Annotated in this window: 23 protein-coding genes; 17 read left to right on the forward strand and 6 right to left on the reverse strand. The window is 37.1% G+C overall.

Annotated elements, in window-relative coordinates:
• Positions 1–8: 8 nt before the first annotated feature.
• From ACFIJJ_RS04700 to ACFIJJ_RS04715, 4 genes are read left to right on the forward strand one after another with little or no spacing between them, the layout of a single operon-like run.
• Positions 9–1,085 (forward strand): branched-chain amino acid ABC transporter permease, encoded by a 1,077-nt coding sequence (locus ACFIJJ_RS04700; protein ID WP_375623165.1) that lies wholly within the window; start codon positions 9–11, stop codon positions 1,083–1,085.
• Positions 1,085–2,143 (forward strand): branched-chain amino acid ABC transporter permease, encoded by a 1,059-nt coding sequence (locus ACFIJJ_RS04705; protein ID WP_375613416.1) that lies wholly within the window; start codon positions 1,085–1,087, stop codon positions 2,141–2,143. The genes ACFIJJ_RS04700 and ACFIJJ_RS04705 overlap by 1 nt, the downstream gene beginning before the upstream one ends.
• Positions 2,140–2,922, forward strand: coding sequence for an ABC transporter ATP-binding protein (locus ACFIJJ_RS04710; protein WP_375623162.1), 783 nt, complete (start codon positions 2,140–2,142; stop codon positions 2,920–2,922). Before ACFIJJ_RS04705 ends, ACFIJJ_RS04710 begins: the two co-directional genes overlap by 4 nt.
• Positions 2,909–3,619: an ABC transporter ATP-binding protein gene (locus ACFIJJ_RS04715; protein ID WP_375623160.1), complete on the forward strand. Its 711-nt coding sequence runs from the start codon at positions 2,909–2,911 to the stop codon at positions 3,617–3,619. Before ACFIJJ_RS04710 ends, ACFIJJ_RS04715 begins: the two co-directional genes overlap by 14 nt.
• A gap of 92 nt (positions 3,620–3,711) precedes the next feature.
• Here the strand turns inward: ACFIJJ_RS04715 and gatA are convergent, their stop codons facing one another.
• Together gatA and gatC are read right to left on the reverse strand one after the other, a co-directional pair.
• Positions 3,712–5,196, reverse strand: coding sequence for an Asp-tRNA(Asn)/Glu-tRNA(Gln) amidotransferase subunit GatA (gatA, locus tag ACFIJJ_RS04720; RefSeq protein WP_375623156.1), 1,485 nt, complete (start codon positions 5,194–5,196; stop codon positions 3,712–3,714).
• Between the two features lie 31 nt (positions 5,197–5,227).
• Entirely contained in the window at positions 5,228–5,515 is a 288-nt protein-coding gene (gene gatC, locus ACFIJJ_RS04725; protein ID WP_375646104.1) for an Asp-tRNA(Asn)/Glu-tRNA(Gln) amidotransferase subunit GatC, read from the reverse strand.
• 147 nt (positions 5,516–5,662) lie between these two features.
• Here gatC and ruvX point away from each other — a divergent pair, with 147 nt between their 5' ends.
• Positions 5,663–6,142, forward strand: a complete 480-nt coding sequence (gene ruvX, locus ACFIJJ_RS04730; RefSeq protein WP_375646106.1) for a Holliday junction resolvase RuvX — start codon at positions 5,663–5,665, stop codon at positions 6,140–6,142.
• Here the strand turns inward: ruvX and ACFIJJ_RS04735 are convergent.
• A complete protein-coding gene (locus ACFIJJ_RS04735; protein ID WP_375623151.1) occupies positions 6,127–7,746 on the reverse strand; it encodes an acyl-CoA dehydrogenase family protein in 1,620 nt (539 codons plus the stop codon). The genes ruvX and ACFIJJ_RS04735 overlap by 16 nt on opposite strands.
• A 125-nt stretch (positions 7,747–7,871) precedes the next feature.
• Here ACFIJJ_RS04735 and ACFIJJ_RS04740 point away from each other — a divergent pair, with 125 nt between their 5' ends.
• The 4 genes from ACFIJJ_RS04740 to dprA are packed head-to-tail and all read left to right on the forward strand — an operon-like array spanning position 7,872 to position 11,968.
• A complete protein-coding gene (locus tag ACFIJJ_RS04740; RefSeq protein ID WP_375623149.1) occupies positions 7,872–8,837 on the forward strand; it encodes an aspartate carbamoyltransferase catalytic subunit in 966 nt (321 codons plus the stop codon).
• Entirely contained in the window at positions 8,834–10,135 is a 1,302-nt protein-coding gene (locus tag ACFIJJ_RS04745) for a dihydroorotase (RefSeq protein WP_375623147.1), read from the forward strand. The genes ACFIJJ_RS04740 and ACFIJJ_RS04745 overlap by 4 nt, the downstream gene beginning before the upstream one ends.
• Positions 10,136–10,146: 11 nt before the next feature.
• A complete protein-coding gene (gene plsY / locus ACFIJJ_RS04750) occupies positions 10,147–10,779 on the forward strand; it encodes a glycerol-3-phosphate 1-O-acyltransferase PlsY (protein ID WP_375623145.1) in 633 nt (210 codons plus the stop codon).
• Complete coding sequence (dprA, locus tag ACFIJJ_RS04755) at positions 10,736–11,968, forward strand: DNA-processing protein DprA (RefSeq protein WP_375646110.1); 1,233 nt, start codon at positions 10,736–10,738, stop codon at positions 11,966–11,968. The genes plsY and dprA overlap by 44 nt, the downstream gene beginning before the upstream one ends.
• Here dprA and ACFIJJ_RS04760 read toward each other — a convergent pair.
• Entirely contained in the window at positions 11,898–12,104 is a 207-nt protein-coding gene (locus tag ACFIJJ_RS04760) for a hypothetical protein (protein ID WP_005773510.1), read from the reverse strand. The two genes, dprA and ACFIJJ_RS04760, sit on opposite strands and share 71 nt — an antisense overlap.
• 264 nt (positions 12,105–12,368) lie before the next feature.
• Between ACFIJJ_RS04760 and topA the strand changes: the two genes are divergently transcribed.
• The 8 genes from topA (at position 12,369) to ACFIJJ_RS04800 (ending at position 21,043) form a co-directional block, all read left to right on the forward strand.
• Positions 12,369–14,942: a type I DNA topoisomerase gene (topA, locus tag ACFIJJ_RS04765; RefSeq protein ID WP_375646113.1), complete on the forward strand. Its 2,574-nt coding sequence runs from the start codon at positions 12,369–12,371 to the stop codon at positions 14,940–14,942.
• Positions 14,943–14,945: 3 nt separating this feature from the next.
• Entirely contained in the window at positions 14,946–17,222 is a 2,277-nt protein-coding gene (gene rnr / locus ACFIJJ_RS04770; protein ID WP_375646116.1) for a ribonuclease R, read from the forward strand.
• 333 nt (positions 17,223–17,555) lie between these two features.
• Positions 17,556–18,371 (forward strand): MFS transporter, encoded by an 816-nt coding sequence (locus tag ACFIJJ_RS04775; protein WP_375646118.1) that lies wholly within the window; start codon positions 17,556–17,558, stop codon positions 18,369–18,371.
• Between the two features lie 44 nt (positions 18,372–18,415).
• Entirely contained in the window at positions 18,416–18,691 is a 276-nt protein-coding gene (locus tag ACFIJJ_RS04780; RefSeq protein ID WP_375623134.1) for a hypothetical protein, read from the forward strand.
• A gap of 104 nt (positions 18,692–18,795) precedes the next feature.
• Positions 18,796–18,963, forward strand: coding sequence for a 50S ribosomal protein L33 (gene rpmG / locus ACFIJJ_RS04785; RefSeq protein ID WP_004864083.1), 168 nt, complete (start codon positions 18,796–18,798; stop codon positions 18,961–18,963).
• A 343-nt stretch (positions 18,964–19,306) separates the two neighbouring features.
• Positions 19,307–19,870: a thermonuclease family protein gene (locus ACFIJJ_RS04790; RefSeq protein WP_375623131.1), complete on the forward strand. Its 564-nt coding sequence runs from the start codon at positions 19,307–19,309 to the stop codon at positions 19,868–19,870.
• 28 nt (positions 19,871–19,898) lie between these two features.
• Complete coding sequence (locus ACFIJJ_RS04795; RefSeq protein WP_375623129.1) at positions 19,899–20,528, forward strand: uracil-DNA glycosylase family protein; 630 nt, start codon at positions 19,899–19,901, stop codon at positions 20,526–20,528.
• A gap of 23 nt (positions 20,529–20,551) precedes the next feature.
• Positions 20,552–21,043 (forward strand): Lrp/AsnC family transcriptional regulator, encoded by a 492-nt coding sequence (locus ACFIJJ_RS04800; protein WP_375623127.1) that lies wholly within the window; start codon positions 20,552–20,554, stop codon positions 21,041–21,043.
• Positions 21,044–21,071: 28 nt separating this feature from the next.
• Here ACFIJJ_RS04800 and cobT read toward each other — a convergent pair whose 3' ends face one another.
• Both cobT and dusA read right to left on the reverse strand, forming a co-directional pair.
• The gene (cobT, locus tag ACFIJJ_RS04805; RefSeq protein ID WP_375623125.1) at positions 21,072–22,079 is read right to left on the reverse strand and encodes a nicotinate-nucleotide--dimethylbenzimidazole phosphoribosyltransferase; all 1,008 of its coding nucleotides are present in this window, start codon (positions 22,077–22,079) and stop codon (positions 21,072–21,074) included.
• A gap of 385 nt (positions 22,080–22,464) precedes the next feature.
• On the reverse strand, positions 22,465–23,445 hold the full coding sequence (dusA, locus tag ACFIJJ_RS04810) for a tRNA dihydrouridine(20/20a) synthase DusA (protein ID WP_375646120.1): 981 nt from the start codon (positions 23,443–23,445) through the stop codon (positions 22,465–22,467).
• Positions 23,446–23,716: the final 271 nt, after the last annotated feature.

A 23,716-nucleotide genomic window follows, 5' to 3' on the forward strand; every position in this document is an offset into this window, starting at 1 on the left:
GATGAGAGATGAGCACTGAAATGTTCATCCAGTATTTTTTTAATGCACTGGCATTGGGATCTCTTTATGGGCTTATCGCTATTGGTTACACTATGGTCTATGGTATATTGAGACTCATTAATTTTGCTCACGGTGATATCTTTATGCTGGGAGCATATTTTGTTTTCTTTTCCACAATTAGCTTTATGCCTGCTTGGGCAGCAATTCTTCTTTTGTTCCTCGCGGCTCTTATTTATTATTCGGTCTTTATAGGGTTTAAAAGGCGTCCTCCAATTTATTGGATTGCTGCTTTTTTAATTCTTACGTTAGGATTTGTTTATTATTTTAAAATTTCCCCACAAGATTTTACCCCAATTTGGCTTTTAGCTCTTTGTTTTTCCATTTTTATTACAAGTGCTGTGGGTGTGGCAGTTGATCAATTTGCCTATAAACCTCTACGCCATGCTCCGCGTATTTCGGCACTTATCGGTGCAATCGGTGTTTCTTTTTTTATTGAAAATCTTGCTACTGTACTCTTTAGTGGTGTTCCGAAAGGTGTACAACAGCCAGATTTTCTTGTAACACCATTTTTATGGCATCTAGGATCAGGAGCAGATGCTATCATCAGAATTGCTCCCATGTCTCTGATCGTTCCTTTTGTGTCATTAATTCTTATTTTATTACTATTATGGATTATCCATAAAACAAAACCGGGTCTTGCTATGCGCGCAATCTCCCATGATATTGAAACAACACGTTTGATGGGTGTGTCTGTCAATAAAGTTATTGCGTTTACATTTGGAATAGGCTCAGCTCTTGCCGCCATAGCGGGCATTATGTGGTCTTTACGTTATCCTCAAATTCAGCCTTATATGGGTGTTCTTCCTGGTCTCAAAGCATTTATCGCTGCTGTTATCGGAGGTATTGGTTCGATACCAGGTGCAATGTTGGGAGGATTATTATTAGGGTTTATTGAAATTATGATTATCGCATTTTTCCCCGCGCTATCTGGATATCGAGATGCCTTCGCTTTCATTTTATTAATTCTGATTCTATTAATATTGCCCACAGGATTAATGGGTAAAAGAAATCAGGAGAAAATCTAATGGCAAAGTCAGCGACAACTGTTTTATCGTGTATAAGTGTTTTAGTTCTCATAGGTTTTTTATTTTATGCTGATAGCCATTTTAATGACTATACGCTTCGTATCATCAATCTGATTGCTATTAATGCGATATTGGCAATTTCGCTTAATTTGATTTACGGTTTCACAGGTATGTTTTCTCTTGGACATGCTGGATTTATGGCTATTGGTGCTTATGTTTGCGCAATTTTACTTCTTTCCCCTGAACAAAAAGAAATGATGTGGATTCTTGAGCCTATTGCTGAACCATTATATCATTTACAGTTACCTTTTTTTATCGCTGTTGTTGTAAGTGGTTTGTGTGCTGCTGTTGTAGGTTTATTGATTGCCTTACCAATATTGCGTCTTGGTGGCGATTATCTTGGAATTGCAACATTAGGTTTTGCGGAAATTATTCGCATTGTCATTACGAACGCCACATCGCTCACAAATGGCTCTTTGGGAATCAAAGGAATACCTCAAAATGCAACATTATGGTGGAACTATGGTTGGCTAGCATTTACAGTTCTCTTTATTGTTCTCTTACTGCAAAGCAATACTGGTAACGTATTACGGGCTATTCGTGATGATGAAATAGCTGCGAAAACTATGGGAATTAACGCTTTTTTCTACCGTAGTTTTTCTTTTACTGTTGGAGCGTTTTTTGCAGGTATAGGTGGCGCATTAATGGCGGCTCTTATTTCAACCATTGATCCAAAAATGTTTAATTTTCTTTTGACTTTTAATATTTTGATGATTGTTGTTGCTGGTGGTCTGGGTTCAATTACAGGGAGCATTATTGGCAGTATTATTATTACAGTCATGCTTGAATGGCTTCGTATTATTGAAAGTCCATTTGACTTAGGTTTTATACATATTCCAGAAACCCCAGGACTTCGTATGGTTGTTTTTTCTCTTTTATTGCTGGTAATTATCTTGTTTTGGAGAAAAGGATTGATGGGACAACGAGAATTCTCATGGAATGGAATTTATAGCTTTTTGACACGCAAAAAGCTTTCTAATACTGAGGGAAAGCTATGAACGACACCATCCTTTCACTCAATAATGTTGTAATGCGTTTTGGCGGATTAGTTGCTGTAAATAATGTTAATATGGCAATTAAACGAGGGAGTATTACTGGATTAATTGGTCCTAATGGTGCTGGAAAAACAACAGTTTTCAATATGATTTCTGGTTTTTATGCTCCTACAAGCGGCAGCATTCTTTTTGATGAGCAAAAAATCTCTGGAGCGTCTCCTTATATCATCTGTAGACGCCATATTGCCAGAACATTTCAAAATATTCGTCTTTTCTCAGGGTTAACGGTTTTGCAGAATGTTATGGTAGGAGCGCATGTTCGACAAAAATATCCTTGGTTTTCTTCAGCTCTATTTTTTTCAAAAGCAATGAAAGAAAAGAAGGAAGTTTATAAAAATTCCTTGGAGCTCCTTGAACAGCTACAACTTGATCACCTTGCCAATCAATCGGCAACAGCTTTGCCTTATGGTGTGCAACGGCGTCTAGAAATTGCACGCGCGTTAGCTACAAAGCCCAAATTGCTTCTTCTTGATGAACCTGTTGCTGGCATGAATCCACAAGAAAGTGAAGATCTTAGAAAATTCATAGCAAAAGTGCAAAAAGACTTTGATCTTACTATTCTTCTTATTGAGCACGATATGAAAGTGGTTATGGGGCTTTGCCAACGTATTTTGGTTATGGAATATGGCTGTTGTATTGCCAATGGTACACCAGATGAAATTCGTAATAACCCTAAAGTTATTGAAGCTTATCTTGGCGGAGATGTTTATGGATATTCTTAAAATAAAAAATCTTTACGTTCATTATGGCGCCATTAAAGCTGTCCAAAATCTTTCTATGTCCATAAAGCGGGGCAGTATTGTTACTTTAATTGGAGCCAATGGTGCGGGAAAAAGCAGTATTGTACGTTCTATTACAGGACTTAATCGCTCTGTTTATGGAGAAATTACCTATAATGGAAAATCTATTATTAAAAAATCACCAGAAGAGATTTTGCGATTAGGGATTGCTCTAAGTCCTGAAGGACGACGTATCATGCCCCATCTTACTGTTTTAGAGAATCTTCATCTAGGCGCTTATATTCGTCACGATAAGCAGGGAATTTCCCGCGATATTGAATGGATATTTGATCTTTTTCCACGCCTCCGTGAAAGAGCAAAACAGTTGGGAGGAACAATGTCAGGTGGTGAACAGCAGATGGTTGCTGTGGGCCGTGCACTTATGAGCAATCCTGATATGGTCATATTAGATGAACCCTCGTTGGGGTTAGCACCACTTCTTGTTCGGGAAATTTTTTCAATTATTCGAAAAATTAATGATATGGGAAAAACTGTTCTTCTTATTGAACAAAATGCATTTGCTGCACTTTCCATCGCTGACTATGCTTATATTTTAGAGGTAGGGCATATTTTATTTCACGGTGAAGGCAAAACTATGCTTTCTGATCCGCGTGTTAAAGAAGCCTATCTTGGTGGATAAAGGTTACAAATTCAGAAAATAGAGTTCTCCCATCCTCTTTTTTAAAGCATCTCTCTACTTAATGAGAACTTCTTTTTTGTGAATTTTGACTATTACATCCACCATTTTTCTGCGCTGAATATTCCTGCTTCTTGTTCAATAATGTGCGCTATCTGAAAAATCACTTCTTCAGAAAAAGGTTTACCAATCAATTGCAATCCTAGCGGTAAACCATTTGATGATAGACCAGCAGGAACAGAAATTCCTGGTAACCCAGCCATATTAACTGGTACCGTAAAAATATCATTAAGATACATTGCTACAGCATCATTTTTTATTTTTTCATCACCAATACCAAAAGCAGGTGTTGGTGTTGCTGGTGTCAAAATCGCATCAATGCCTGAAGCAAAACATTGATCAAAATCACGTTTTACGAGTGTTCTTACTTTTTGAGCTCTTAAATAACAGGCATCATAATAACCAGATGAAAGGACATAAGTCCCAACCAAAATACGCCGCTTAACTTCATTACCAAAACCAACAGAACGCGTATTTTCATACATCTCAATGATGTCTTTTCCAGGCACGCGTAAACCAAAACGCACACCATCATAACGCGCTAAATTAGAAGAGGCTTCTGCAGGAGCTATAATGTAATAAGAAGGTAGAGCATATTTTGTATGGGGCAAAGAAATATCCTTAATCTCAGCGCCTGCTTCTCTTAACCAATTTATTCCTTTTTGCCAAAGCTCAATAATTTCTAGAGACATTCCATCCATATGATATTCTTTTGGAATACCGATTTTCATTCCTTTGATTGATTGACCAAGATAACTTTCATAATCAGGAACTGGTAAATTCACGGAAGTAGAATCTTTTTCATCAAAAGAGGCCATTGATCTCAGTAAGATAGCACAATCACGAACATCTCTGGCAATAGGTCCAGCTTGATCAAGGGATGAAGCAAATGCAACAATGCCCCACCGTGAACAACGTCCATAAGTTGGCTTTATTCCTACAGTGCCAGTAAAAGCTGCTGGTTGACGTATTGAGCCACCTGTATCGGTTGCAGTTGCACCAGCACAAATTTGTGCAGCAACAGCGGCAGCAGATCCTCCCGAAGAACCACCGGGTACGAGTTTTTCCTCCGAGCCTTTTTTTCTCCATGGGCTAATAACAGGGCCATAATATGATGTTTCGTTGGATGAGCCCATAGCAAATTCATCCATATTAAGTTTTCCTAACATCACTGCACCATCTTGCCATAAATTAGCCGTGACAGTTGATTCATAGTGCGGTTTAAAACCATCAAGGATATGTGAACAGGCTTGCGTATGAACACCATAGGTTGCAAAAAGATCTTTAATCCCCAAAGGAATTCCTTCTAAAAGCCTCCCCTGCCCTTTCGCCAAACGTCCATCTGATTCAGCAGCCATTTTTCTTGCCTGTTCTGCTGTTATTGTTACATAAGCATTCAAAGTTGGATTCGCCAACTCTATTGCTTGTAAATAAGCTTCCGTTAATTCTGTTGCTTTGAGATTTTTCTTTGTTAGAGCATCACGAGCTTGCGCAATTGTGAGAGTTGTTAAATCAGTCATATTGGTTCTCAAATTTCAAAAATATAAAAAGTTACTCAACAATTTTTGAGACAAGAAAAAAATTTTCTTCTGTAACAGGGGCATTGGCTACAATATCTGCTGCTTTATCGCCATCTGTCACACTATCTTCACGCATTCGTAGAGTCATCGGCATCACAGATGTTAATGGCTCAACTCCACTGACGTCAACTTCATTCAATTGCTCTACAAAACCTAAAATAGCATTAAATTTTTTTGTCACAGATTCTATCTCATCATCGTGAAGGGCAATCCGCGCTAAATGTGTGATCCGCTTGACGGTCTCTTGATTAACAGACATACTCTTTACGCCTTTCTGCTTCTTTGTTTTTTATTGATCTTTATTCTGGCTATACAAGGCTGATCTTGCAAGTGCAAGAATATTAGATAACATGAATAAAGAATATAACCATTAAATCTGAAACATTAAAAAACGTATTATATCCTTATGACTGTTATTAATATAAACGAAGTTATGACACATCTTTTGCCTGGACAAACAATAGCAGGCTTAGATTTAGGGACAAAAACGATCGGAATTGCAATTTCTGATATGGGATTGACTGTCTCGAATTCGCGTCCTGTACTACAGCGAAAAAAATTTACAGAAGATGCTTACACACTTATTAAAATTTTTGACCGTGAAAATGTAGGCGTTATTATCATTGGCTTACCTCTTAACATGAATGGAAGCAGTGGCTCTCGTGTTCAAGCAACCAGAGCTTTTGTGAGCAATATGAAAGCTTATACAAAAATTCCATTTGTTTTTTGGGACGAACGTTTATCAACAATTGCGGCGGAACGGTCTCTTTTAGAAATGAATGTATCGCGTGCTAAAAGAGCAAGCCGTATTGATTCGGCAGCCGCCGCTTTTATATTGCAAGGTGCTCTCAATAGAATTCAAAACTTTAATCACATGGAAGGATAGAGGACATTGAGCAAATGCCCTGCATTATATCGTGCAATAAGCATCCCGTAGGAAGATCTCCATTGCCCTCCAAGGCGGCTTTCCATATAGGCATTTGCAACATGTTCTATGTCTGTAGAACGTAATGCTGCTGCAGCTGCTGCATAGGCTACCTGTTCAACAAAAAACCTTCCTGCTCCCTCATTTGCTGATGCCATATCACCTGCTGACTTAATAATTTCAATTGCTCGGGGTCCTGCTGGTCCAATATCAAGAGCAATTTTTTCCAACAATTTCTGAAACAATCCCGGAGCTTTTTCAGCAATAAGAATGGCATCCTTTACCAACTGATTAGCAAAACTATTTCTCACAATCCGCGCAGGCCCATTATGCAACATTTGTGATAATGGATTATTCTCTATAAAACTTTCAATACCAAGTTGTGCAATAATTTCACCAATAATAGGCACAACCAATTGACTTACATGATAAGCAATAATAGGTGTCATAATGCGGGCAAAAGCTGCTTCAGAACGGTCATTTGCTGCATTGTCAAATGCTCTTGCTAAACGCAAAACCAATGCTTGTGAGGCAGCTATATCTAATGCAATATCTGCAAAAATACGTTCTGTCAGTGGTGGTAAAGGCTGATTGGGCATTTTTTTCCGGAAAAAATCCATACCAAATTGAAGAGCCGCTCGCAAAACACCTGCCGATATGACAGATTGATCAAAACGCATCATTGTCTCGATATCTTTAATAACTTTAAGCCCTTCTCCAGCATTTCCCAAAAGCCAGCCATAACTGCCTTGAAAATCAACAACCCCTTCTGGCGTTAACAGTTCTCCAGAACGCTGAATTAAATGACGAATCGATATAGATCCATTTAATGCGCCATTTTCTTGTATGCGTGGAATAAAAAAACAACTTAAATGACCATCTAAATCTGCACTAACAAGATATCCGTCAGCGGTAGGATTAATAACGTTGGTTTTTACAACATTTAAACGATATAGATCACGTTCCATACTTTCATCGAAAGAAATTTTCTTAACACTTGGAAAATTGAAAGCGTATTTTTCAATATCGTCAAATGCACAAGTTAGAGAAGCAGCCTTTTTATGATGAATAGGCTTTGATGAAGAATCATATTGGCGTGATAAAAGTACATTTTGCCATTTTTTGAAGAGCTCAATATCACTAATTAAAACAGCAATAGCTGCACTCGTTATGATAACTTCATTCAAATGTCCTGTTTCTAAACCAGCAGATAAAGCTAAACGAATCGCACGCGCTTGATAGCGTACTCCATTTTCTGAGCTCGTATTTTCCCAAAGCGAGGTAACCAAACCTGCTTGTCTAGAATATTGTTGAAGAGCTTGATAGGAAGAATGGATCTCTAATCTTTCTGTTGGTTGCCCCCATTCATCATTATAGCATAGTAAAGGCTTATAATGATTCGCTAAGCAAGAAAGTTTCCATGCTTCTCGACTCGCGGCAAAATCCCCTATTTCTTCAAAACTTGCTAACAAAAACTTAGGCAAAGTAGAAGCAATACGAAACATAAGCGTATCGCTAAGAAATGTATTTTTTCGACGAGTATTTTGCGCAGATACAGCACTCATAGGTATATTCCTACATTCAAATCATTCATATCATAGACTATTTGTCTTTTTAGAGTTAAGAAACATTTATCATATTCAAACAAATGCTTGTTTAACTTGTTTAGAGAGAGATAAAGAAGAATGCTATGATGCAAGATAATTTTTTTCCACTTTTCCCTCATCAACATCTTTTAGCTATTAAAGATCTAAGTGTACAAGACCTTAATACATTGCTTGATCGTGCAGAAGCAAATGTTATCCTTTCTAACAAAATTGATAAAATAAAATCTACTTTGCATGGACGGACTCAAATTAATCTCTTTTTTGAAGCCTCTACGCGAACACAATCTTCTTTTGAATTAGCGGGTAAAAGGCTAGGTGCACACGTGATGAGTCTTGCGATTGGCAACTCATCTGTAAAAAAAGGAGAAACATTACTTGATACAGCTATAACTCTCAATGCGATGAAGCCAGATATACTGGTTTTTCGCCATAACAGTGCGGGAGCAGCGGCTTTATTAGCACAAAAAGTTGATTGTTGTGTTATTAATGCAGGTGATGGTGCTCATGAACATCCAACCCAAGCTTTATTAGATGCTCTAACCATTAAAAGGGCAAAAGGTCGTATTGAAGGATTAACTGTTGCGATTTGCGGAGATATCTTACACTCACGTGTTGCCCGTTCCAATATCCTGTGTCTCAATGCTTTGGGTGCTCGTGTTCGTGCTGTTGCTCCCTCAACACTCTTGCCCGCAGAAATCGCTCATATGAGTGTTGAGGTTTTTAACACGATGAAAGAGGGTCTTAAAAATGCTGACGTTATCATGATGTTGCGCTTACAGCATGAACGGATGACAGGCTCTTTTATTCCTTCTACGCGTGAATATTTCCATTATTTTGGCTTACATAAAGAAAATTTAGCCTATGCCAAAAATGATTCTATTATTCTGCACCCTGGACCAATAAACCGTGGTGTAGAGATTGCATCCGATATAGCAGATGGACCACAAAGTATGATTCAGACACAAGTAGAAATGGGAATTGCAGTGCGTATGGCTGTCATGGAGGCTTTATTAGATTCACGCGCAAAGATCAGTGGAGAAAAAAAATGATAAAACCAATTGTTTTTCAGAATGCTCGTATTATTGATCCTTCGCGCGCAATCGATGAAATTGGTACAGTTATTGTTAAAAATGGACGAATTATAGCCGCTGGAAAAGAAGCTCTGAATCAGGGAGCTCCTGAAGAAGCAGAAATTATTAACGCACAAAACAAAGCAATTCTCCCTGGTCTTGTTGATGCACGCGTTTTTGTTGGAGAATTAGGGAATGAACATTGTGAAACAATTGCATCAGAAAGTTACGCGGCCGCAGCAGGTGGTATTACTTCCTTTCTTATGATGCCAAACACGCATCCAGTTATTGATAATGTAGCACTCGTTAAATTTATTAAGCATACAGCACAGGAAATATCATCGGTCAATATTTATCCCGTTGCTTCAATCACACAAGGTTTTAACGGACAAGAAATAACCGAATTTGGTTTGCTCAAAGATGCAGGAGCCGTTGCCTTTAGTGAAGGAAAAAAAACACTTCAAAATTCATCTGTTATGCGGCGTGCAATGACTTATGCACGTGATTTTGATGTTCCATTGATACATGAAACGCAAGATAAAGATCTTACAGGGCAAGGTGTGATGAATGAAGGACTGCTTTCCAGTTGGCTTGGTCTTTCTGGCATCCCTCGCGAAGCAGAAGTTATCCCACTTGAAAGGGATCTGCGATTAGCAGTATTAACGCAAACACGTTATCACGCCGCTCAAATATCAACAGCACTCTCTGTTGATGCACTCCGTTTAGGTAAAAAACGCAGTGAGAAGATTTCAGCGGGTGTATCTATTAATCATTTATCTTTCAATGAAAATGACATTGGACAATATCGTACCTCTTTTCGCTTAATGCCCCCATTGCGTACAGAAGAAGACCGTATAGCAATGATTGAAGCAATAAAGGATGGGACTATAGATGTTATTGTCTCTTCTCATGATCCTCAGAGTATCGACAAAAAACATTTACCATTTAATGACGCGGCAGTTGGCGCTATTGGTATGGAGACCTTATTGAGCGCAGCTTTACGCCTTTATCATGATGAGAGCCTATCTCTTCTACGGATAACGGAACTTTTGTCAACGGCACCTGCAAAGCTCTTTGGACTCAATGCAGGAACACTCAAAAAAGGTGCTCATGCAGACCTTATTGTGGTTGATCTTGAAGAACCATGGGTTGTTTCGAAAGAGAAGCTCTATTCACGTTCAAAAAATACCCCTTTTGAGAATGCACGTTTTCAAGGACGCGTGCTCCAGACTTTTGTGAAAGGGAAAAACGTTTTTAAACTTGATCAACAAACTTAATGAGATTCTTAATGAATAAAGCAGAAATATTTTTTCAGTCCACTCCATGGTTTATTTTCCTCATATCTTATCTCATTGGCTCAATCCCATTTGGTCTTCTTTTTACGAGATTAGCCAAACTCGGAGATGTAAGAACTATCGGTTCCGGCAATATTGGAGCGACAAATGTTTTACGAACAGGAAATAAAAAAGTTGCTGCTCTGACACTTCTTTGTGATATATTGAAAGGGGCTGTTGTTATTTTCGTTATAAAGTTTTTTAGTGATCCGCTAGACAATAGTATCCTTGTTTCTCTAGCAGGTTTTTTTGCTTTCTTAGGACATCTTTTTCCCGTATGGCTTAAATTTAAAGGTGGCAAAGGTGTTGCTACCTATCTAGGTGTTTGCTTAGGGACCTACTGGCCCGCAGCAATTATTTTTATTATTGTATGGAGTGCGATTTTTCTCCTCACACGCTATTCTTCATTATCCGCACTCGTTGCTGTTACGATCACGCCGATATTTGTTTTTTATTTTTCCGATTCTTATTTCTGTTGTATGCTGATTGCGATGAGCATATTTGTATTCATAAAACATTATACAAATATCGGTAGATTATTAATTGGGGAAGAAAGTAAGATTGGTACGCAAAGCGGAGATAAATAAAGGAATCCTACTTACTGATCATCAACGTCTAAGCTGGTTACGGTTATTGCGCAGTGAAAATATTGGAGCTGTTAGTTTTCGCAATCTCATTGATCATTATAAAACAGCAGAAAATGCTCTGGCAGCACTGCCAGAGCTTAGTAGAAAAGGTGGTGGTTCTGCATCTATTAAAATAGCAAGCTTAGAAGATGCAGAAAAAGAAATACAAAAAGCTAAAAAATTAGGTGCTCGATTTATCGGTATGGGAGAACCAGATTATCCAGCTTTTCTTAAGGTTACAGAAGCCCCTCCGCCGCTTATTGCTATCAAAGGTAATGTTTCAATTTTTCAAAAAACTTCTATTGGAATTATAGGTTCTCGAAATGCTTCAGCTGCTGGAAAAAAGCTTACGGCTCAATTTGCACGTTTTCTCGGAGAAGCAGACTTTGTAACAATTTCTGGGCTCGCTCGTGGAATTGATAGCGTTGCGCATCAATCAAGTTTAAAAACAGGAACTGTTGCAGTCATGGCTGGAGGAATTGATCATATCTACCCTCCTGAAAATAAAAAGTTGCATGAAGATATTATCGCCAACGGTGGAGCCATCATCAGCGAAATGCCCATTTCTTGGAAGCCGCGTGCTATCGATTTTCCAAGAAGAAACCGTATTATTGCAGCTCTATCACTTGGTCTCTTGGTTGTAGAGGCCGCCCTGCGCTCAGGGTCCTTAATTACCGCACGTCAAGCAGCTGAAATGGGACGGTTAATTTTTGCCATTCCCGGTTCTCCACTTGATCCAAGATCTGTTGGTACAAACAATCTTATCAAAGACGGTGCTCTACTCACCACACATCCTTCTGACATTATAGAAACACTTACGCCTCTAATTTCACCGATTCCCAATTCCCAACTCAATTTTTTTGAGGAACCATCCTCTTTACAACTTGAAAAGGAGAATTTTAACTTAGCAGATGAAAAAAACAGCAGCCTCTCTTTAGCAGATGATGATGCAGCACGTGCAGCAGTTCTCTCCGCTCTTTCAACAACGCCAATCGACTTAGACACACTCAGTATCCACTCAGGTGTTTCACTCCCAACTCTCTACCTTTTGTTGGTAGAACTCGAGCTTGCTGGAAAGCTTATTCGACACTCTGGTGGTTGTGTGTCATTGTCGAATCTTGATCTTCCCCAAGAGCCTCAGCACTATTAATAATGCTTTGCCCTTCTTTGGCAACCATATCCAAAAGCAATGCTAAAAGCGGACTATGCGCCTGACGCGCCATCTGATTCATTTGCTTTGACATGTCTGTAATATATTGGATAACTTTTAAATGATTTATAAACATAATCCTCTATCCTTGAGCATTTCCCCTCCTACCTCTCAATAGACGTTATCTTAGTATTTCGCCGTATGTTTTTGTAATAACAGTGGAAAATAAATCGTGTAATTCTATATAGGGTGTACTCTAATAATGACAATCATAAGTTGTACAATATTCATGTTTTTTATATGGCTAATATTTTTTTATGTGCTCTTAAGCAATTGGCATTAGCTATTCGCGTAAAAGGCGTTTATAAAAAAATTTTTATTTCAATATTTGGGTAAAATTATGAATATCGTTATCGTTGAATCTCCAGCAAAAGCAAAAACAATTAATAAATATCTTGGATCTCAATACAAAGTTGTCGCATCATTTGGACATGTTCGTGATTTGCCTGCAAAAGATGGTTCTGTTTTACCGGATCAAGATTTTTCTATGAAATGGGATATAGATTCTGCTGCCGCTAAACGTTTAAATGAAATAGCAAAAGCCGTTAAAGAAGCTGATAGCCTTATATTAGCAACAGACCCTGATCGTGAAGGGGAAGCTATTTCATGGCATATTCTGGATGTTCTCCGTCAAAAAAAAGTTTTAAAAGATAAACCTATTAAAAGAGTTGTCTTCAATGCCATCACCAAAAAGTCTGTGCTTGATGCTATGAATAATCCACGTGATATTGATACATCCCTTGTCGATGCTTATCTTGCACGTCGTGCTCTCGATTATCTCGTTGGTTTTACACTTTCACCTGTTTTATGGCGTAAACTCCCTGGTGCACGTTCGGCTGGTCGCGTTCAATCGGTTGCTTTGCGTATTATTTGTGACCGGGAATCAGAAATAGAACATTTTATCAAAGAAGATTATTGGTCTATTACAACACAGTTAAAAACCATCCGAAATGATAGTTTCCAAGCAAGATTGACGATGTTTAATCAAAGGAAGATTGGCAAGCTTGATATTCAATCTCAAGAACAAGCAGATCAAATTCGCTTTATGTTGGAGAAAGCGCAATATCATACACTCAGTGTTGAAGCAAAACCTACAAAAAGAAATCCTTTTCCTCCATTTACAACCTCTACACTACAACAAGCAGCTTCTTCAAAACTAGGTTTTTCAGCTTCTCGCACTATGCAAATTGCCCAAAAGCTTTATGAAGGCATTGAAATTAATGGTGAAACGGCAGGGCTTATTACTTATATGCGTACCGATGGTGTGCAGATAGCACCTGAGGCTATTGATTCAGCAAGAAAAGTTATTCATGAAACTTTCGGAAAAGACTATATTCCTGAAAAGCCACGTTTTTATTCAACAAAGGCAAAAAATGCACAGGAAGCACATGAAGCGATCCGCCCAACAGATTTTCAACGCAATCCTAGTCAAGTCCGTAATTTTCTCGATAGCGATCAAGCAAAGCTCTATGAGCTGATATGGAAGCGTGCCATTGCCAGCCAAATGCGCTCTGCTGAAATTGAACGTACAACTGTTGAAATTGAAGCACAGCAAGGAGAAGAGCGTGCAAATCTACGGGCAACAGGATCTGTTGTTCGTTTTGATGGCTTTATTTCCGTCTACACGGATCAACGAGACGAAGAAAATAATGAAGAAAATGAAACAACACGTTTACCACAAATAAATACTGGTGAAGCACTTACAAAAGAAAAAGTTGAATCTGTACAACATACCACAGAGCCCCCTTCTCGTTATTCTGAAGCTTCATTAATTAAAAAGCTTGAGGAGTTAGGAATTGGTCGTCCTTCAACTTATGCCTCCACATTAGCGACATTATGTGACCGTGGATATATTGTCATTGATAAACGGAAACTTATTCCTGATGCTAAAGGACGTATTGTTACGGCCTTTCTTGAAAATTTCTTTAATCGCTATGTAGAATATGGTTTCACAGCAGATCTTGAAGAAAAGCTGGATCTTATCTCTGACGGCAAACTTTCTTGGAAAGACGTCTTAAGAGATTTTTGGGATGGATTTAATGCATCTATTAGCAATATCCAAGAACTCCGTATAACCAATGTCCTTGATGTTTTAAATGTAACATTAGCACCTCTCGCCTTTCCTGAACGCGAAGATGGAAGTGATGTGCGTTCATGTCCTCTTTGTAAAAATGGTCAATTATCATTAAAACTCAGCCGTTATGGCGCTTTTGTTGGCTGTTCTAATTATCCCGAATGTAAATACACACACCAACTTGGTACAGATACTGGAAAAGAGAATGAATTTGTGCGCAATGATGAACCTGTTATACTTGGTATTGACCCTGTAACAGGAAAAGACATCTCTCTTCGCAATGGCCGGTTTGGTCCCTATATTCAACTTGGTGAAAGCAAAGAAGTTAAGCGTGCAGGACTACCAAAAGAATGGCAGGCAGAAAATGTAACTTTTGATAAAGCCTTGGCTTTACTATCTCTTCCCCGTGAAATTGGCATTCATCCTGAAACTGGAAAAACAATCACGGCTACAATTGGACGATATGGTCCCTATCTTAGTCATAACGGAAAATCTGCGCGCCTTCTTCATGCAGATGAAGTTTTTGATATTGGTATCAATCGCGCTGTTACAGTATTGGCAGAACAACAAGAAAACAAAACCAAGCAAAGCAGAACAACACCTGAAGCATTGGCAACATTAGGAGAGCATCCGGAAGGAGGAACCATTACCGTGCGCAACGGGCGTTATGGTCCCTATGTCAATTGGGGTAAAATTAATGCAACATTGCCAAAAGATAAAGATCCCATTAGTGTAACATTTCCAGAGGCACTAGAACTTATATCGGCTAAAGCATCGAGTAAAAAAACAACTTCAAAAAGAGCTTCTTCTAAAACAAAAGCAAAAATAAAAGAGACATAAATTTTGGCTAAAGGTGAAAAAAACATAAAATCTCTCTCTTCATTCAAGGGAAAAAATTTTCCCAATAAGGAAGAAATCCTTTCCTTTATAAATGAGAATCCTAACCACTCAAGTAAACGAGAAATCGCCAAAGCCTTTAACTTAAAAGGCGATTCTCGGGTTTGGCTGAGAGATATATTACGTGAGTTAAAAGATCAAAATCTTATATCTAAACAGCACAAAAAGAAAATAAACAAAGGAAAATTACCCCCTGTTGCTTTAGTCAAAATTAGCGGACGTGATAAAGATGGAAGTTTTATTGCACAACCTCTTGAATGGGAAGATTCTCCAAAGCCCAATATTGAAATACACTCTTTTCATCACATAAAAGGAAGTAGCATTGGTGTTGGAGATCATATTCTTGTAAAAGTTTTTCGAAATAAAAATTCTGAAAGCTCAAGCCCCCCTTATACGGGACGAATTATTCGTAAAATTGATGTATCTCCCAAAAGCGCATTTGCTGTTGTACAAAAATTTGAAAATAATCAATGGCGCCTTGATCCTATAGACCGCAAAACCAATGAGCTCATTGTTGAAATGTCTCCAGAAATGAAGATTCAAATTGGTGATCTCGTTGAAGTCGAAATTAAAAAAAATACTGGTTACGGATTAAAGAGCGCAAAAATAAAGAATGTTTTAGGGCATATTAAGAGTGAGAAAACACTCTCAATGATAGCGCTTCTTTCGAAAGGAATTCCTTATATTTTTCCTGAAAATGTTCTTGAGCAAGTTAAACATATCAAAGCTGCCAATATGGATAATCGTGAAGATTGGCGACAATTACCATTTATTACAATTGATCCACCAGATGCAAAAGACCATGATGATGCAGTTTATGCAACCAAGGATAAAGACCCAGAAAATAATGATGGTTGGATTATTATTGTGGCCATTGCAGATGTTTCTTACTATATCAAAACAGGAAGCGCTTTAGATAAAGAAGCATTGAAACGTGGAAATTCTGTTTATTTTCCCGATACCGTTGTGCCAATGTTGCCTGAACGCCTTTCTCATGATTTGTGCTCTCTGCGTGAAGGAAAAGAACGACCGGCTTTAGCCGTTCGTATGGTTTTTGATGCAAACGGTAATAAACGAAAACATAGTTTTCATCGTATTATGATGCGGGTGAGAGCCAAACTCTCTTATCAAGAAATGCAATTAGCAAAAAAAGAACATCTCAATGAAAAAAGTGCGCTCCTGCTTGAGAATATCTTACACCCCTTATGGGAAGCCTATGCATGCCTTAAAGCTGCGCGAAATCGTCGCCAACCACTAGAATTAGAAATAACAGAAAAAAAGATTATTCTTGATCAAAATGGATGCATAAAAGATGTTGTGAGTGAAGAACATCTAGAAGCACATCGTTTAATTGAAGAGTTTATGATACAAGCCAATATTGCAGCTTCTGAAACATTAAAAGAACATCATCAACCTTTCATCTATCGTATTCATGATAAACCCTCTCTTGCCAAACAAGAAATATTACGGAATTTTCTTCAAAGTTTAGGGATATCACTCGCCCGAAGTGCAGAACTGACATCAGCACGTCTGAATAGAATTTTAGAAAAGGTTGCTCATACTCAACAACAAGAACTCGTCAATCAAGTTATTTTGCGTTCACAATCTCAAGCAGAATACAATCCTAAAAATAGCGGCCATTTTGGTTTAAATCTGCAGAATTATACACATTTTACATCACCAATCCGTCGTTATGCTGATCTTATTATTCATCGAGCACTCATTAAAGCTCTCAAATTAGGAAATGATCAATTAACAGATACACAAGAACAAAATCTTGCAGAAATTGCTACGCAAATTTCTTTATACGAGCGCCGTGCAATGATGGCTGAAAGAGAAACGATTGATCGACTTGTTGCTCACTATTTAACAAATAAAATTGGACGTATTTTTACAGGTCGCATCTCCGGAGTTACAAAAGCAGGCCTTTTTATCTCACTTGATAAACTCAATACAGATGGTTTTGTCCATATTTCTACGCTTAAAAATGATTATTATCATTTTGATGAAGCACAACATGTTCTTGTAGGACAGCGTAGCCATAAAGGCTATCAGCTCAGTGATGTTGTAGAAGTAAAACTTATAACGGTACAACCTTTTGCTGGTGCTTTATGCTTTGAGCTCTTAACAAAACCTCGTCCAATAAAATTTTCACCGACATCCTACCATAAAAACAAATTAAAAAAACAAAAGCATCCTTTTTATGGAAGAAGAAAATATTAATAAAAAATAAAATTCTTGTTTTACTATTAAACAGAATATAAACAATAATATAATAATACCTTTAAGATAATAAAATACCTATAATAGGTAGTGTTTATATTATTTTATGTATATAATTTTCTTTCTTTATTATATAATAATACATATATTTTATTTTATATCTATAGTAATTGTATAAAAATATTGCAGAGTTTTTATACTCAAGAGGTGAGAAAATCTGCAAAAGGAAGCTTGGGCTTTTTTCATTTCAGCACACCTTTTTATTATTCGAATAAACAAAAGTATCTTAAGTCATTCTCATGAAAAAAAGCTTTTGACTCTCAAAATAATTCTTTGCGTGCCATTATTGCAGCTATTGCAACCATTGGCACTGTTGGAACAGCATTGGGAATGGGAACACAACTTGTCTCTTTTCTTATGGCAGAAAAAGGACTTTCCAACAGTACGATCGGCTATAGTGGAACAGTTGGTGGAATAGGCATAATTATTGCAGCTATTTTTACGTCTCGAATTGCCTTATGCTTAGGCATCGCTCAAACAATATTACTTATGATGGCGATAGGATCTTTAAGTTTTTTAGGATTCTATTTTTTTGATTCCATATGGGTTTGGTTTATTTTAAAGTTTATATTACATTTCAGCATGACAGTTATGTTTATCCTGTCAGAGTTTTGGATCAACAGTTATGCTCCCCCCAAAAAACGCGGTTTGATCCTTTCTATTTATGCTATTGTCTTAGGATTAGGGGTTATAATAGGTCTAACGCTGCTAGCAAAAGTGGGAACACAAGGATTTATTCCTTTTGCTGTTGGATATAGCCTTATTATACTTGCTACTATCCCAATTCTTGCCGCTTGGAAACTAAGTCCAGAATTTCAAAAAAATCAATATATGCCATTTTTTCGTTATCTTTTTCACGTTCCAAGTGCAATGATGGCGGTCCTTGTTTACGGGGCCATTCAAATGGGCGTATTAACTCTTATAATACCCTTTAGTTTATCCATTGGTTATAATGAGAATGAAGCAGCACATTTTATGGCAACCCTTGCACTTGGGAATATTTTCCTCTTAATTCCTATCAGCATTATAAGCGACTACGCCAAAGATCGACGCTACCCACTGATGAGTTGCGCTATTCTAGGTTTATAGGAACTTTTATAGTACCATGGATTCTTCAATATCCATGGGTTTTGATGCTTGATTTGTTTTTTCTAGGTGGTGTATCAGCGAGCCTTTATACAATTGTTCTTGCACATTTAGGAGCCCGTCTCAAGGGGCAAGAACTTGCAGCTGCTAATTCTGCTTTTATTTTTTGTTATGGAATTGGTATGCTCATCGGACCGACCTTTATCGGAAAATCCATGGATATCTTTAAACCCTTCGGTTTTTCAATAGCCATGGCTGTTTTTTTCGGTTTATATGTCATTTTGGTGTTTGTCCAACTTATGAGAAAATTAATCAGCTCTTGACTTTTTCGAGAACATCCGTACTGTTGCTGGAAAATCTGATGACTTCAGAAATAGGTTTTGATAGCAAGATAATATTTTTTCAGTATAAATAAGGTTCTTACATTATGGCTAAAGCAGCAACCATTAAGATCAAGCTTTTATCAACTGCAGATACTGGTTTTTTCTATGTTACAAAGAAAAACAGCCGTACCATGACAGATAAAATGAGCAAGCGTAAATATGATCCAGTTGTAAAAAAGCACGTTGAATTTAAAGAAACAAAAATTAAATAAATGAATTTATCATTGAATTGATAAGTTTTATAGTCCAAGAGAAATGTGGAAGTATTGCCTTCGGGGTTATTGTCTGAGGGTCGTTTTTCTATTTCTTTAAAAGTTTATTTTGAAATTTATATGACCTTAAATTTGTATGTTTTGTCCCGATTTGGATAAGTTGATTTATTGTTTAAGTTGCTTACATATATCCTGCATGAGTATTTGATTGTCGTGGTATTTAACAAAAATTTTGTCGTTAAAACGAGATGGTGTTTCGTGATATGAATAAAAATTTCTTGAAAAGATTATAAGCAATACTGAATAAAATGCGTTATAATAAAAAATAGCAGTTTTTTATTTCATGAAAAATTTTTTTTCTCATTTTAATCTAAGAGGCTTTAATCTAAAAGTTATCGGTTTCAGTATTTTTGTTTCTGCTAGTATTCTTATGATTATGTCAACTTATTTTAAGCAGACTCAATCGTTATCTCAAAAAGAAAAAATTTCTTCTCAAAGCTCTGTGGAAGGAAATGCATTAATCATTGATGGCGATACCATCATGATTTCTTCAATTAAGATTCGACTGGCTGGAATTGATGCTCCTGAACTTCACCAATTTTGTGGAAAAAAGGAGGCACGCTACCCTTGTGGAATTGAAGCAAAAAAATATTTAGAACAACTACTAAAAAATCAAACAGTTACATGTCTCTGGCATAAAACAGATAAATATCGCCGTATCCTTGCAACATGTAAAACAAAACAAGTTGGCAATATTAACGCAACGCTTGTACATAATGGTTGGGCTGTAAGTTATTATGAATACCCCAAAGAAGAGCAAGAAGCTAGAAGGAAAAAGAAAGGAATATGGGCATCAAGTTTTCAACGACCAAAAGAATGGCGCAAAGCGAATCCGCGCACAGAATAAGAAAAATACTCTTTAATTTTATTTACCAATGAAACAATGTAGCCCAATTATCAAACTTGAACAAAAGATCTATTCCTGTCGTGTTTGTATCCAACAACCCCATTATTTTCCTCCTCTTCCTCATGAACCAAATCCCGTCGTTTATTTATCCAATACGGCTTTGATTGCAATTGCAGGACAAGCACCAGGATTGCGTGTTCATGAAACTTCTATCCCTTTTAATGATCGTTCTGGTGAAAGATTGCGTAATTGGCTGGGTGTTACGGAAGAAGAATTTTATAATAAATCTCTCTTTGCTATTGTTCCTATGGGATTTTGTTTTCCAGGTTATGACAAAAATAAAGCTGATTTACCACCAAGACGTGAATGTCGAGAAATATGGCATGAAAAGATATTTCAAGCTATGCCTCAAATAAAGCTTGTTCTTGCTATTGGCCGTTATGCGCAAAAGTGGCACATTACAGAATTAAAACATAAAACCGTTTCTGCAACTGTTGGTGATTGGAGAAATATCCTTTCCATTCCTCAACCTCGAGGCTATAATGTTATGCCTTTGCCTCATCCATCATGGCGAAATACTTCTTGGTTACAGAAAAATCCATGGTTTAATGATGAGCTTATTGTATATTTGCGTTGTTTAGTGCGTAAATTTTTATAAATTAAAAATATTGAGAATAAATTATGGACCGTCTTGACCGAAAAATTTTACATCTTTTGCAAGAAAACGCAACACTTTCTGTCGCTGATATTGCTAAAAAAGTTGGACTTTCGACCACGCCTTGCTGGCGTAGAATTCAAAAACTTGAAGAAGATGGTGTTATTCAGCGTCGCGTTGCCGTTCTTTCTCCAGAAAAAGTAAATGCGCATGTCACTGTTTTTGTTTCTATTCGCACAAATACCCATAGTCATGAATGGTTTAAGCGTTTTTCAAAAATTGTACAAGAATTCCGTGAAGTCATTGAATTTTACCGAATGAGTGGAGATATTGACTATTTATTGCGTGTTGTTGTTCCCAATATTGAAGCTTATGATCTTTTTTATAAAAAATTAATTTCTAAAATTGATATCCGTGATGTCTCATCTTCTTTCGCAATGGAACAGATTAAATATACAACGGAACTTCCGCTGAATTATATCAAATTACATGAAAAGATAAATGAGCAAAACTCTTAAGGTTTTTTTATATCTATCTCATTATCTTTTAGGCGTTCAAACTTTCTTGTTCCAGAACTGCCATTTGTGCATGTGTTAAAACAGCGGCTTTGACGATACCAGCAGCCATAGCTGCTCCTGTCCCTTCACCAAGACGCATTCCAAAATCTAGAAGTGGTTCTTTACCGATTTTTTTTAAGAGTTTACGATGGGCTTTCTCAGAAGAAACATGTCCAACAAGGGTATGATCAAGAGCTTTTGGATGCATTTTATAAAGGATCGCTGCTGCTGCAGTTGCCACAAAACCATCTAAAATGACTGGTATTTTTTCCATTCTTGCTGCTAAAATAGCACCAACCATAGCTGCAATTTCACGGCCTCCTAAGCGACGCATAATTTCAAAAGGATCATTAAAATGCTCCTTATGCAAAGAAACTGCTGTCTTAACCGCTGCTATTTTACGCTGATAAAAATCACCCTCCGATCCCATACCATTTCCTGTCCACTCTTCAACTTCTCCACCAAACAATGCTAAACATAAAGCTGAAGCTATTGTTGTGTTTCCAATCCCCATTTCACCAATACATAAAAGATCTGTTCCGCCAGCAATGGATTCCATTCCAAATGCCATTGTAGCAGCCGCACTTCGCTCATCCATTGCGGCATCTTTCGTAATATTCATTGTTGGATATTCCAATGCTAAATCAAATATCTTTAATCCAAGATCATAAGCTATACAAATTTGGTTGATAGCAGCACCACCAGATGCAAAATTTTGTACCATCCTTTGTGTCATAGATTGTGGAAATGGTGTAACATTCTCTTCTACAATACCATGATTTCCAGAAAAAATAGCGACTAAAGGTCGCGTTACGATAGGTTTTTCTGTACCCTTCCATCCCGCATACCAAACAGCAATATCTCCCAGTTTTCCTAATGCTCCTTGCGCTTTTGTTAAGTTTTTTTGCCTTTTCTTTGCCAAAATCATAGAAAACTCATCAGCAACAGGTAAATTTGTAAGCAAAGCACGAAAATCATCAAATGGGCTAACGGTCATGAGAATACCTTTAAAATCTACAATGTTTAATGAAAATCACGTCATATATACAGGATATGAATAATTTATTGCTTTTTTAAACAGTGCTTTAAAAACGTTAAATATTATGAAAGCAATAATTTTTATATTCTATTTTCTCATCAAATAACGAACATGCAAAATATTATCAATATCTTATTACTATCTTTACACATCACCCCTAACCTATTCTCCTATTAAATAGGAAAAATAAGCGTGTTGTGTAATATATGAATCCTAATGTTCTTTCTATAACAAAAGTTATAAGTTTTTAAAAACTTATAAAATTAAAGTCATCAAAATCATCGTAAAGAAAACAAAGCGCAAAAAATCTCAACTTTAACATAGGTTAATTGTCAGGCTGTTATTAAATGAGAGCATGAAAAGCTTCTTTCAAAATAGATATATCTGCATTTTGTTTTGTTGCATCATTTGATAATATTTGTCGCCATCGACGTGCCCCCTCTCGCCCATGAAATAAACCAATCATGTGACGTGTCACGTGAGAAAGCCGCCCTCCCGATGCAATATGTCGATCCGCATAATCACACATAACCTCAATAAGATCACTTTCACTCAGATTATTTTGCGCCTCACCATAAAGTTCAAAATCAATATGTTTTAACAAAGTTGGATCATGATAAACTTGGCGACCAACCATAACAGCATCACAGAAAGTCAAATGCTCTTTGATCTCATCAATCAATTTAATTCCACCATTTATCCCAATGAATTTATGAGGATATTTACGTTTCAATTTATAAACCCTTTCATAATTAAGGGGCGGAATATTACGGTTTTCTTTTGGACTCAATCCTTTTAGCCATGCCTTGCGTGCATGTATCCAGAGCGCATCGCATCCAGCATTCCAAACCTGATTAGCCAAAAGATCTAATGCTAATTCTTCATCTTGTTCGTCCACTCCAATCCGACATTTGATAGTTACGGGTATCGTAACCTCTCGTTTCATCGCTTCCACAGCATTTGCCACAATGTCTGGATGTAACATCAAACAAGCTCCAAATACGCCTGCTTGAACACGATTTGATGGGCAACCGACATTGAGATTTATTTCATTATAGCCAAAATCTTCAGCAATCCGTGCAGCTTCTGCCAACTTTTTCGGATCTGCTCCCCCTAATTGTAATGCAACTGGACATTCTTTATGGCTAAAAGCCAACAATTGATCTCGAACACCATGAATGACAGCATCTGCGACCATCATTTCCGTATAAAGAAGAGCTTTTTTCGTTAAAAGACGATAAAAAAACCTACAATGTCGGTCTGTCCAGTCCAACATTGGTGCGACTGCAAATTTTACAGGCGATGGAAGATTGTAAAATATCATGAGGCGACTACTCTCATATCCCCATAGCTCTCTCTTTATACATAGAAAAATACTTACTTTTATTTTACAGAAAGTGTTATTCTTTTATACGATCACGCGTATAATAACAGCCTCTTTCTATCAATTGTTTCCTTCAATTGATAGAAAAGTTTATTACAATCAATCATAATAAAATACAATATCGCACTTCTTATAGAATCATGTTCAGATATATGAACATGAAAGAAGAAGATTTTCACTGTAACATAAAAAACTTATTTACAAGTCCTTC

The sequence above is a fragment of the Bartonella sp. TT29SHDZB genome (assembly GCF_042193395.1).
Taxonomy (GTDB): domain Bacteria; phylum Pseudomonadota; class Alphaproteobacteria; order Rhizobiales; family Rhizobiaceae; genus Bartonella.